General features: G+C 55.6%; 14 protein-coding genes. 13 read left to right on the top strand and 1 reads right to left on the bottom strand.

What is annotated here, in order from left to right; genetic code table 11:
* From BUA44_RS06240 to argS, 6 genes are all read left to right on the top strand, one after another.
* Complete coding sequence (locus BUA44_RS06240; protein ID WP_072809855.1) at positions 1–723, top strand: hypothetical protein; 723 nt, start codon at positions 1–3, stop codon at positions 721–723.
* Positions 724–730: 7 nt separating this feature from the next.
* Positions 731–1078, top strand: coding sequence for an aspartate 1-decarboxylase (gene panD / locus BUA44_RS06235; protein ID WP_072809853.1), 348 nt, complete (start codon positions 731–733; stop codon positions 1076–1078).
* 125 nt (positions 1079–1203) lie between these two features.
* Positions 1204–1794 carry a hypothetical protein gene (locus tag BUA44_RS06230; RefSeq protein ID WP_072809851.1) on the top strand — a complete coding sequence of 197 codons (591 nt, stop codon included), beginning with the start codon at positions 1204–1206 and terminating at the stop codon, positions 1792–1794.
* A gap of 36 nt (positions 1795–1830) precedes the next feature.
* Positions 1831–2271 (top strand): LytR C-terminal domain-containing protein, encoded by a 441-nt coding sequence (locus tag BUA44_RS06225; protein ID WP_254794593.1) that lies wholly within the window; start codon positions 1831–1833, stop codon positions 2269–2271.
* Positions 2261–2677, top strand: a complete 417-nt coding sequence (rsfS, locus tag BUA44_RS06220) for a ribosome silencing factor (protein ID WP_072809845.1) — start codon at positions 2261–2263, stop codon at positions 2675–2677. Before BUA44_RS06225 ends, rsfS begins: the two co-directional genes overlap by 11 nt.
* A complete protein-coding gene (argS, locus tag BUA44_RS06215; RefSeq protein ID WP_072809843.1) occupies positions 2664–4391 on the top strand; it encodes an arginine--tRNA ligase in 1728 nt (575 codons plus the stop codon). The genes rsfS and argS overlap by 14 nt, the downstream gene beginning before the upstream one ends.
* 170 nt (positions 4392–4561) lie before the next feature.
* On the opposite strand, the gene BUA44_RS06210 is transcribed toward argS, so the two are convergent.
* Entirely contained in the window at positions 4562–5674 is a 1113-nt protein-coding gene (locus tag BUA44_RS06210) for a fibrobacter succinogenes major paralogous domain-containing protein (protein WP_072809840.1), read from the bottom strand.
* Between the two features lie 97 nt (positions 5675–5771).
* Between BUA44_RS06210 and purU the strand changes: the two genes are divergently transcribed.
* From purU to map, 7 genes are all read left to right on the top strand, one after another.
* Positions 5772–6617 carry a formyltetrahydrofolate deformylase gene (gene purU / locus BUA44_RS06205; RefSeq protein ID WP_072809838.1) on the top strand — a complete coding sequence of 282 codons (846 nt, stop codon included), beginning with the start codon at positions 5772–5774 and terminating at the stop codon, positions 6615–6617.
* Positions 6618–6639: 22 nt separating this feature from the next.
* The gene (locus tag BUA44_RS06200; RefSeq protein ID WP_072809835.1) at positions 6640–7140 is read left to right on the top strand and encodes a hypothetical protein; all 501 of its coding nucleotides are present in this window, start codon (positions 6640–6642) and stop codon (positions 7138–7140) included.
* A gap of 57 nt (positions 7141–7197) precedes the next feature.
* Positions 7198–7869 (top strand): orotate phosphoribosyltransferase, encoded by a 672-nt coding sequence (gene pyrE / locus BUA44_RS06195; RefSeq protein WP_072809833.1) that lies wholly within the window; start codon positions 7198–7200, stop codon positions 7867–7869.
* A gap of 49 nt (positions 7870–7918) precedes the next feature.
* On the top strand, positions 7919–8581 hold the full coding sequence (locus BUA44_RS06190; protein WP_072809830.1) for a hypothetical protein: 663 nt from the start codon (positions 7919–7921) through the stop codon (positions 8579–8581).
* Positions 8578–9843, top strand: a complete 1266-nt coding sequence (locus BUA44_RS06185; protein WP_072809827.1) for a hypothetical protein — start codon at positions 8578–8580, stop codon at positions 9841–9843. The genes BUA44_RS06190 and BUA44_RS06185 overlap by 4 nt, the downstream gene beginning before the upstream one ends.
* A gap of 169 nt (positions 9844–10012) precedes the next feature.
* Entirely contained in the window at positions 10013–11407 is a 1395-nt protein-coding gene (locus tag BUA44_RS06180; RefSeq protein ID WP_072809825.1) for a DEAD/DEAH box helicase, read from the top strand.
* 1 nt (position 11408) lies between these two features.
* Entirely contained in the window at positions 11409–12170 is a 762-nt protein-coding gene (gene map / locus BUA44_RS06175) for a type I methionyl aminopeptidase (RefSeq protein ID WP_072809822.1), read from the top strand.
* Positions 12171–12235: the final 65 nt, after the last annotated feature.

The raw sequence follows: 12235 nt of genomic DNA, 5'->3' as shown, positions 1-12235 counted from the left end.
ATGTCTATTTGGAGCAAGATTGTTCTAGCAGTGTTCTTTGTCGGTGCGATGGCTTTCGCACAGTTCGACGATGAACCGTCAAATGACGATTCTACCGAGCAGTCCTACTCATACGGGGACGATGAATCTGCAAGCGACGAACCCGCTGGCGAGGCCAAGGCCTCCGGTGACCAGTGGGAAGGTTTCCGTTACGAAGACCTCGGACTGACCCAATGGGAATTCCAGCAGGCCAAGGAAGAGGGCATCACCCGCGACAAGCTTACCCGTCTCGTTGAACTCGGCGTCCGCATATCCGAATACCTCCAGAAGCCCTGGAACAAGCTCGGCGTAAGTGAAGAAGACTGGCTCTCCCAGCGCTCTCAAGGCATGGAAGATGCCGATATCGACCGTTCCTACCGCCACCGTTCTGGCAACCAGAGCCTTGCATACGTATCTCTGCTCCTCCCCAGCTACTACCAGTGGAAATCCAGCCAGGCCACGAAGGCTATCTGGATGGACGCCCTGTGGGTAACGAGTGTCGGTGTTACCGCCTATCTCTTTGTTGATGGCAGCTCCGCCTGGTGGTACGGCCTCCTCGGTGTCGCAGCAGCGCACATCTGGTCGTTCGCCGACGCATTCTTCGGCACGCAGTGGGATAGCAACCCCGACGCAAACCGCTTCAGTTTCGGAATCATCCCGACCCCCGAAAAGGGCGTGCTCGGAGCATTCCAGGTCAAGTTCTAAGCGCACCATGCAGCTGGAATTACTCAAAAGCAAGATTCACAGAGCCACGGTTACCGATGCGAACCTCAATTACGAGGGTTCCATCACTATCGCCCGCGACCTGATGGATGCCGCGCACATCCTCCCCTTCGAGAAGGTGGGCGTGCTCGACGTGAACAACGGGAACCGCCTCGACACATACGTTATCGAAGGCCCCGCGGGCTCGGGCGTCATCTGCCTGAACGGTGCCGCAGCTCGCCTCGTGCAGCCCGGCGACCTCGTGATTATCGTTGCCTACGCGACCATGAGCGAAGACGAAGCCAAGACGTGGAAGCCCACTGTTATCCACGTGAACGTCAAGAACGAAATCGTCTAGTCATTAGTTTTTAGTCATTAGTTTTATAATCGTGGCTTCGCCACCCGATTGTTTTATTTCAAAAAGCCTTTTCTAACGACCATTGACCAATGACTAGTGACCGTCCTAAATGCTATATTCATTGTATGCGGTTGATATTCGCACTCATATTTGCACTAGCAGTTTTATCTTTTGCAGAGACTCCTGCAAAGGCTGATTCCGCCGTAGCCGAGCGCGACACTACTGCGAAATTAGCAGGCACCGCCGGCGATTCGATTATCGACACCGTTTACCTGATTCCCGACGACGGCATTCCCTGGAACCGCTCGTACTTCCCGCGAGAACGCCTGCTGCGCAAATCCTCGATAGACCAGGCCCTGAGCGTAGGGTTCACCTATTCTGCAAGCTTTACCAGCGGGCCATTCGGCAGTTTTGCCCAGCAGAGCTACCTCGCCCACCTCGCCTACGAATTCACACCCGACCTTCACCTGTATGCCGATCTCGGGTTATGGATGCCACTGTACGCGAATTTCAGTTCCGGAGCGCCCATCGCAAAAGAAGACGTGCGCCAGGGCAAGGTGGAATTCGTGCTCCCCGCAATAGCGCTGGAATACAAGCCCACGGAGAATTCCTACATCCAGCTGATGCTCGTGAACGAGAACGACGCCCGGAAGGCGTACGGCCCGCTCCGTTACTACTACGGATGCCCGTGGAGAACGGGTTATTATTGCAGGTAGAAGGTTCGCCCTATTGAAAATTTCTATCTTTGACGCGTGCATTTACCACGTCACGACATCTTTAGAAAGGGACTGCGCCCGCTCGTTTTTGCCGCGCTGGCAATAAGCGTTTTGCTGCTTTCGGGCTGCGAAGAAAAGAAGGTCGTCGTGAAGGAAAAACGCACCTACAAGGGCGATGTCGAAGTCCTGAACAGTTGCGGGATACCGGGTGCCGCCGTAAAGATGCGCACCTTCTTGCGCGAGAACGGCTTCGACGTGGTAAGTTTCGGCAACGACCGCCTGCAGAATAACGACGAGACCATCATCGTGCTCCGCAACCCAGAATGGGAAGGCGCACAGGCGCTGGCACAGACCCTCAAGACAAAGAACGTGCTTACCGTCGTGAGCAAGAGGGCGGTAGTCGACGTGGCCGTTTACATCGGCAAGGATTTTGAACAAATAATAAAACCTGAACAGGAAGAAACAGATGACAACTAAGAAGCAAGAACTTCCCCAGTCCGTACAAGTCGGCGCAAGCATTTTGTTTGAACTTCGCGCCCAGAACGTGCAACTGATGGACCTCCGCGGAGTCAAGGACGTGACCGACTACTTCCTTGTGGCGACCTGCGAGAGCGAAGCCCAGATGCAGGCGATTCTGAACGAACTGCGCAAGGAATTCAAGGCGAACAAGCTCCCGTCTGTAGGCGTGGAATACAAGGAAGGCGTGCGCTGGGCAGTGTTCGACGCGGGCCTCGACCTGATGGTCCACCTGTTCGAAGAAGAAAAGAGGAGCGAGATTTCGCTTGACCGCCTGTACGCCGACGGCAAGATTGAAACCCTCGACGAAAACGACTTTGTGAAGAAGACCACTAAGAAGAAGAGCAGTGAAGATGAACTCGTTTGAGCAAGAAATCGCAGAGGCGCTCGCCGCCACCGGTTCCTTCGAGAAGGAAGCCGCACTCAAGCTTATCTCCGTGCCGCCTGACACCAGCCACGGCAACTTTACCATTCCGTGTTTCTCGCTCGCGAAGGTGATGCGCAAGGCCCCGAAAATGATTGCGGAAGATTTGGCCGCACAGGTGAAACTCCCCGCAGGCCTTTCGAAGGTGGAAGCCGTGAACGGCTACCTGAACTTCTTCATCGACCGCGGATTCCTCGCGAAGTCGACTCTCGAAGAAATTGCCGCGAAGGGCTTGGAATACGGGCACGCCGCCCCGAACGGGAAGGTCGTGTGCATCGACTTCAGTTCCCCGAACATCGGCAAGGAACTCGCCTTCCACCACCTGCGCTCCACGATGATCGGGAACTCGCTTTCCCGCATCTACAAGGCAGCAGGCTACAAGGTGGAACGCATCAACCATCTCGGCGACTGGGGTACCGCTTTCGGCAAGCTCATCGTAATGTACCTGCGTGAAAACCGCCCGACGGATGACGCCACGCTCGATAGCCTTACCGTGAAGGAACTGAACGTCCTTTATGCAGCCTTCTCCAAGGCCAGCAAGGAAGAGCCGGGCCTCGAAGACGAAGCGCGTGCCGCATTTACCAAGCTGGAACAGGGCGACGAATTCTACCGCAAGCTCTGGACCGCCTTCCGCGCCGCAACGCTCAAGGAACTCATGCGCATCTACGACATGATGGGCGTGAGCTTTGACCACTACACCGGCGAATCCTTCTTCGAAGACAAGATTCCGGCCATTCTCGACGAACTCCGCGAAAAGAACCTGATGGTGAAGAGCCAGGATTTGGACGTGGTGATGCTGGACGAATTCGACCTGAACCCCTGCCTGATTCGCAAGAGCGACGGTTCTACGCTGTACGCGACCCGCGACCTTGCCGCCGCTTGTTACCGCAAGAAGGAATACAACTTCGACAAGTGCCTTTACGTGGTGGACCTCGGACAGGCGCTCCACTTCAAGCAGGTATTCCATGTGCTGAAGAAGATGGGCCGTGAATGGTACAAGGACATGTACCACATTCCGTTCGGCGTGATTCTGCAGCTGGTGGACGGCAAGTGGGAAAAGGGCAAGACCCGCACGGGTACCGCAAGCCTGTTGCGCGATGTGATTGAAGCCGCCCAGAAGAAGATTCTTGAATTCATCGACGAGAAGAATCCGAACCTCGAAAACAAGGAACTCATCGCGCGCCAAATCGGCATAAGCGCCCTCACCTTCAACGACCTCAAGAACAGCCGCTTGAAGGATGTGCGCTTTGACTGGGATGCCGTGATGAGCTTCGAAGGCGATACGGGTCCGTATGTGCAGAATGCCCACGTACGCCTCTGCAGCATTATGCGCAAGGCCGGCATTGAACGCGCGGACCTTGCCGCCGCAATCAAGGATGTGAACTTCGCCGAACTCAGTGACGATGCGGCCTACAGCCTCATCAATATTCTGTCGAAGAAGGGCAAGAAGATTCTTGATGCAGTCGCCGGTGACGAACCGAGCGTTCTCGCTCAGTACGCCTTGGAAATCGCAGAAGCCGCGCACAAGTTCATCCACGAAGACCGCGTGCTCGGGAGTGCCGAAGAAAAGTCCCGTTTGTTCCTGGTTCAGGCCACGCAGATTGTGCTCGAGAACGTACTCGACCTGCTCGGACTCTTCCCGATCCGCCAGATGTAATATACGCCCCGCCCTACGGCGCGACGCATTTTGATACATACAAGAAGAGAGCCTTTTTAGGCTCTCTTTTTTAGATCCTGCTCCTTCGAACCTAACTCAACTAAGGAAACAAGTTTCCTAGTTTCGTATATCGACTCCGCTTGCGCTTCGCTCAGGATGACACTAAAGTGTCAATTTCCGTTGATGCAGCGGACGGAGTAGGCGTTGTTCTTTGAATTGTTCGGCACGAGCTGGCGCACCATCTGGTCGCTCATGCGGCCCATGGACCAGAGCCAGATTGTTTCGTTGCGGCCGTTCTGCGCGCTCCAGAAACCGGCATACTCGCCCATCTCTTCATAGCGCACGATAGACTTGCCAATCACCTTGCGGTAACCCGAAGAATATACGGAGAAACCGTATTCATCCGTACCGCCACCACCGTGCCAGCCGGTAGTCGCCTTCATTTTTTCCGCAAACTTTCCGCACTTGTCCACGCCCTCGTAGCACTTGGTAAGCCCAACGAGCATATCCATCCATTCGCGGTCTCGCGGCAGGTGCCAGCCTTCGGGGCATGCCTTGCGGGCGCCTTCCAGGTCGTAAAGCTTTCCGCTGCGGGTGCAGTAGTTTTCCTTGTCCTCGTAGCACCAGGAATGGCCCGGCACTTCGTAGTTCACGTTCTGCGCGAACCATTCACGGCCTTCCACCTTGATGGTGCGGTAGGTCTGGCCGTCGCGCGGGTCGGTAAACGAGCCCGACATGCTGCGGATATCGGCGTGGTGCTGCTGTTCGGCACGGCGGAGTTCCGCCACCTGTTCGCGCTTGTACTTCTCGTACTTTTCCATGTTCGCGGCCCAGTATTCCTGAGCCTTCGGGTTCGTGAACTTTATACGTAAGTCGCTCAGTGCATATGCATCGTCACCGCAGGCAAGGTCAACGCCCGCGATATGCACAATCTGTTCTTCCTTGCCGAATGTCATCGGCTTGTTGAAGTAAGAGACCCAGGCTTCCTTCGACTTGTCGCACTGCTGGTAGAAGTTTTCCTTCTCAATCTTGTTTGCGGGCACCACCATGTTGCCCGAAGCCGAGAACGAGAACATGCCGTCTTCGACCTTGAACGACACGGGCTGAATTTCCTTGTAGTTGGTGTACTTGCCCATGCGGATATTGCCCACAATCTTTACCGCGGTGTAGTCACCCTCGCCTTCCGCCTTGTAGATTGCATCCCATGTCTTGGGAGGAGCCGCAAACGCTATTCCTGCAAGGACGGCGAAACATACAAAAAACTTTGTTTTGGAACAGAACATTCTCTGCCTGCTTTTAAATGGTTGATATTGCAAACAATGTTAGCATTTTTTAGACAAATGCACAGGCGATTCAGGCACAATTATCTACATTTTAGGCATGGCTACAACCCGTTATATACTGCAAATTCACTGCCCCGACCAAAAGGGGCTTATCGCCGGCACCACGCAAGTCCTCGCGAAGGCGGGTGCAAACATTATCGACCTCCAGCAACATACCGCAAAAGATATCGAGACGTTTTTCCTGCGCGCCGTATTCGACATGGATTCCGCGGACATCCAGGAAGTGTACAAGCACCTGGAAACGCTCGCCCCGCGCCTGGAACTCAACTGGAAACTCTTCGACACCTCCAAGACGGAGCGCGTGGCCATTTTCGTGTCCAAGACGGACCACTGCCTGTACGACCTGCTTTTAAAGCACCGCGACGGCGACCTCCCCTGCGAATTCAGTTGCATCGTCGGTAACCACCCCGACCTCGGCCCCGTCGGGGGCACGTTCGGCGTGCCGTTCTACTACGTGCCGAGCAACCCGGACAAGAGCATTCCCGAGAACCGCTTCCGCGAAATCATCGCAGAAACCAAGACCGACACGGTCGTGCTCGCCCGCTACATGCAGATTCTGAGCGAAGCCTTCACCGAGGAATTCAAGTACCGCATCATCAATATCCACCACGGGTTCCTACCCGCATTCAAGGGAGCAAAGCCCTACCACCAGGCATGGCACAAGGGCGTGAAGATTATCGGTGCAACGGCCCACTTCGCGACCGAAGACCTGGACCAGGGCCCCATCATTTGCCAGGATATCCAGCGCGTGCCCGAAACGGCCAGCATCGATGAACTGGTGGAACTCGGCAAGGATATTGAAAAACGCACGCTTTCTGCAGCCCTCAAGCTCTGGCTCGAGCACCGCGTATTCGTGTATGCCGGCCGCACGTTCATTCTTTAAGTTTTAAACCTAGGAGACAACCATGTCCGAAGAACTCAATAACGAAAACGTTGAAAACGCAGCCGCCGAAAGCGTTCCCGTCCAGGAATCCGCTCCGGTTGAACAGGCCGCACCTGTCGAAGAAGCCGCAGCTCCGGCCGATTCGACAGGCACCGAAGCCCCCTCCGTCACCCAGACCCAGGTTATCGTGCAGCGTGAACGCGGCTTTGCCCACTACGTTGGCTTCGCGCTGCTCTGCGTGCTGTGCATCTGCTTCTTCTTTATGCCGGGCATCGCCCTCACCTTCGGCGTGAGCAGGCTCGTTTCTCTGAACGGCGCAGCCGCATGGATTTTCAGCGCCATCCTGAGCTTTGTCATCTGGCTCATCTTCAAGCTCAAGATCAAGGGTTTCAAGAAGTCGTTCTATTTCTACATCGGACTCTGCGTGGTGGTTCTCGCCGCCCTTATCGCAATTGAAGTCCTGACCGAAAACCTGAACGTGTTCTCCAGCATCTTCGCGCTCCTGACCGGGGCAGCGGGGTAATTGAGAATTGAGAATTCGGAATTCGGAATTAGGAATTCGGAATTAGGAATTAGTTTCATGAACATTAAAGATCAATTCGTACATTTTCTCGTTGAAGCCGGCGCCCTCAAGTTCGGCAACTTCGTGACCAAGAGCGGTCGCGAGACCCCGTATTTCATCAATACCGGAGAGTTCCGCACTGGGGCCACACTCTCAAAACTCGCCGAATACTACGCGAGCACCTACATGCTCCACTTCAACGGCAAGGCCCAGAACCTCTACGGCCCGGCCTACAAGGGCATCCCGCTCTGTGCCGCCACCGCCATGAAGCTCAGTGACGTGTATGGCCAGAATCTCACGTTCACCTACAACCGCAAGGAAGTCAAGGACCACGGTGAAGGCGGTTCGCTCGTCGGCTACAAGTACGCCGAAAAGACGAACGTCGTGATTATCGAGGACGTGATTACCGCGGGCACCAGCGTGAACGAGACGATGCAGGCGCTTTCCCAGATTGAAAACGCGAACGTCATCGGCCTCCTCATTTCTGTCGACCGCAAGGAAAAACTCGAGAACGGCAAGTCCGCACTCCAGACCGTGCAAGACGAATACGGCATCGAGGCACACTCCATCATCGGCATAAACGACATCATCGCATTCCTCGAAAAAGAAGAGAACCGCAAGGCGATTAACGCACCCGAGGGCATTCTCGAACGCGTGCACGCCTACCGCGAAAAATGGGGCGCGAAGTAGCCCCACAGGCAATAGGTGAGAGTTGTTTAGGGGTATTGCTTTAGTTTGTATGGTAGCCTGCATCCTTACCGGGTGCGGGCCATCTTACCATTGGAGCAAGGCCCACCCGCTCTACCGGCAGGTGCCGTACAGCACGCTTTCCATTACCGGAACGAGCAGCGCGTTTATCCTCACGCGTTCGAAGTGGTTTGCGAAAAAACTGGAAGTCGCTCCCGAAAGCGCGCAGGTGCAGTTGACGTCGTTCTCCAGGCAGGCTTTCCTCGACGAGATGAAACGCGCCTACCCCGCACTCCAGGAGATTCCCGACACAGCCGTCTTGAAGTTCCCCGAAGAAAGCCAGAAACTCGACGACAAGATATTCATCAAGGGGCATTTTCCGGAACAGGGCGTGAGCGTCAAGGATGCGCAGGGCAACATTCCGCCGTACATCCTGATTGTACACGAATTCATCATCGGGACCGACATCAACCGCGAAGTCTTCTACGACTACGACCTCATCCGGCAGGAAAGCGCCGAGAAGAAGACGTCGAAGAACCTGAGCGTCATACTTTCGTACACGCTCTGGGATAACGAGAATCAGCGCCCGCTGTTCAGCGCCGTGGACGAAATCCAGCGCCCCATCGTAAAACTCACGATGGAAGACCTGCGCGCAGCGGCTGCCGAAGCCGCAAAGAAAATTCGCATTAATTTGTATGAGGGAGTCCAGAAATGAAGAAATTCTCTCTCGTCATAGCGTGCATTTTCGCGATTGCAGCCACGAGCTTTGCGGGCAACATCTATTTCAACAAGCGCCCGACCCTGTGGCAGAATCCCGACATCCTGATATGGACTCCGGAAAGCGAGAGCCCCGTTGACCCGAAAGAACTCTGCCTTTCGCTCAAGCGCAACAACCCGAGCATCGGGGAACCCAAGTGCCGCCTGTTCGGTGAATGGGAACGCGATTCCATCGCCATGCACTATGCGGTCTGGCTCAAGAAGAATATCGACCCCAAGCTGAACGAGGAATACCTGCATATCCGGCACCCCGCCCTCATGGCAAAAGTGCAATCCATCGAAGACAACATCGTGCTGTACCTTGCCGACAACGGGAACACGATTAGCGTTGCAATTTTTGACGAGACCTCGACAAACCCGAAGGTTGCAGGGAGCGTCAACAAAACGAACGACAAGATTGCGCTCGGCGACGAGATTGCATCCACCTTCTTTGGCGGCAAGACAAAACGCAGGCTATCGAAGGAAGAACGCCAGAAGATGCTCGAGGAGCCCGACGACCTGTACAAGGAAGTCCCCAATTTCCGCGCATGGGCGGGCATTTCCATTGGCTACTCGCAGGCACACATCCCGCTCACTCCCGACGACTGGACCGAAAGCCACACCAAGAGCCGGGTGCGCAACTACCGCATTACCAAGGACTCGGTAAGCCTCTGGAACTTTATCGAAGATGATGACCCGCTGCTTTCGGCATACGTGGGTGGCATCTGGTACGGGTTCATCGGGCTTGAACTCATCTACCGCTTCGCAAAGCACAGCGTCAAGACCGATAGCCGCGACACCGTCTACGAGGAACTCGACCACTGGGATTTCTACCAGCACGAAATCGGGCTCAATGCGATGTTCGCGAGGTCCTACAACATCAAGAAATGGCTCGACATCGACCTGTTCGCCTTCCTCGGGTTCCAATACAGTTTCTTTGTGGAAGACATCGCCCTCAAGGATGATGTCGACAAGCCCTCGAAGGCATACAATGTCCGCATCAAGTTTGAAGAGGCCTACAAGGGCGGGCTTATCGGTGGCGGAGCACAATTCGTATTCTTTGGCCACTATGGCGTAGGTATCCGCACGGGTATAGCAAGCCGCGGACGCGACATGTACGTAGACCCGACCCCCGATGCGGCCGCAGCCCCCACAGTTATCGGCGGCTCTACCATAGATTGGTTCATAAGCCTCGGGCTAGAGTACCACTGGAGCTTATAGCGACACAAACTTCGGCGAACATAGTTCGCCTCGCGCACACGCCTTAGCGTATGCGGTAAAAAATTGCTAAATTTGCACTCCTTTGGAGTGCATTTAGCTAGGCTCGGCCATGATAAAACAATAAATTGTTTTATCGCGGCGCTCGCCATTTACTAAATTTGTGCCCACTATGAGCGATATTATAGCAGAAGAAAAGAAAGAAGAAGTCAATCCGTTCCTTACCCCGGTCAATATCATCGAACCGGAACACAAGCTCCCCGACTACACATTTGACATGCTCCCCGAAGAACAGAAGAAGGTTCTCGCGGAACACGGCTGGACGCAGCTCATGCCGGTCCAGAGAAAGACAATCCCCTACATGCTCGCCGCCCGCGATATGCTGGTGCAGTCCAAGACGGGCTCGGGCAAAACAGGCGCCTACGTGCTCCCGCTTTTGCAGGTCATCGTTCGTGACCACATATTCCCGCAGGCCCTGATTCTCGTGCCGACGCGCGAGCTCTGCATCCAGGTGCAGGACGAAATCGAGAAACTCGCGAAGGGTACGGGTATCCGCTCGGTCGCCATCTTCGGCGGCGTGAGTTACGAACCGCAGCTCAGGGCCCTCAAGAACGGTGTGCATATCATCGTCGCCACCCCGGGCCGCCTCATGGACCACGTGCAGCGCGGGAACGTCGACTTCCTCGACATCCGCGACCTCGTGCTCGACGAAGCCGACGAAATGCTCTCGATGGGTTTCTACCCCGACATGCAGAAAATCCGCAAGTACCTGCCCAAGATGATTTCTTGCACCATGTTCAGTGCCACCATCCCGCAGACGGTGAAGAGCCTCGCCCGCGAGTTCCAGCGCCCGAGCGCCGAATTCCTTTCGCTCAGCTACGACAAGGTGATTGCGAACAACCTGGAGCACCGCTGGTACCCCTGCGACGTGATGGACAAGGATTCCATGACCATCAAGGTGCTGGAATACTACAACCCCGACAGTTGCATGATTTTCTGCAACAAGAAGAGCGACGTGAGCTACCTGGAACAGGTGCTTTCGGGCTACGGATTCAAGGTGGGCGCCCTCAGTGGCGACGTGGCGCAGGCCATGCGCGAAAAGACGCTGAACGCCTTCCGCGACAAGAAGCTCCGCATTCTCATCTGCACCGACGTTGCCGCCCGCGGTATCGATGTGGACCACGTGACCCACGTGATTGTGTACGACCACCCGGCCGACCACGAGGTGTACGTGCACCGCAGCGGGCGCACCGCCCGTGCCGGCCGTAGCGGGCTCTGCATTTCGCTCATCACTCCGGTCGAAGAAATCGAAATCAAGCAGACCGCGGCGGACTTCGGCATCAACTTCATCAAGATGGAACCGCTCACGAACGAGGAAATCGCGAAGAAGGTGAGCGACCGCACCCGCGTGAGTCTCGAACAGGAAAAGAACCACTTCGGAGGCCAGAAGGCTACCGAACGCATCAGCCGCATGCTCCCGCTCGTGAAGGAACTCGCGAACGGCCCCGTGGAAGACCAGATGCTGCTCGCATACCTCGTCGACCGATTTGCATGGAAGAAGGCATAAAATGGCAAAAATCAAGGTTAAATCCGCAAAGGAAATCGAACTCATCCGCGATGCCGGCGCACTTGCCGCCGAAACGCTTATCCGCGCGGGCGAAATGTGCAAGCCGGGCGTTTCGACACTCGAAATCGACGAGTTCATCGGCGACTACACCCGCCAACACAAGGGTATTTCGGCCTGCATGGGCTACCACGGCTACCCGCGCTACGCCTGCATCAGCATCAACGAGGTCGTTTGCCACGGCATCCCGAACGCGCAGACCATCCTCAAGGACGGCGACATCGTGAACATTGACATCACGACCATCCTTTCGGGCTACCACGGCGATACATCCGCCATGTTCTGCGTCGGCAAGGTTTCTAGCCTCGCGCAGGAACTCGTCGATACGGCAAAGTTCTGCATGGAAGAAGGCATCCGCGCGGCAGGCGAACCGGGTGCGCGATTCTCCGACATCGGTTGCGCCATCCAGGACATCGCCGACGAGCACGACTTCAGCGTGGTGGAAGACTACTGCGGGCACGGTATCGGGCGCGGTTTCCACGAGGAACCGACCGTTCTCCATTTCCGCAATTCCGAGCGCACGCCCTACATCGAGGTGGGCAACGTGTTCACGGTGGAACCCATGATCAACGTGGGCCGTCCGGGCACCAAGACCCTCAAGGATGGCTGGACGGCAGTCACCCGCGACGGCAGCCTCAGCGCCCAGTGGGAACATACCATCGTCAGAACAAAAGAAGGCATCGAGATTCTTACCTTGCCCAGGTAATACATTCCGGTCATTAGTTGTTAGCAGTTAGTCATTAGTTGAATAATCGCGGCGTTGCCGCCTTT

The sequence above is a fragment of the Fibrobacter sp. UWR3 genome (assembly GCF_900143055.1).
Taxonomy (GTDB): Bacteria; Fibrobacterota; Fibrobacteria; order Fibrobacterales; family Fibrobacteraceae; genus Fibrobacter.
The sequence above is the reverse complement of the archived record's forward strand: the minus strand, read 5'-3'. Positions and strand labels throughout refer to the sequence as shown.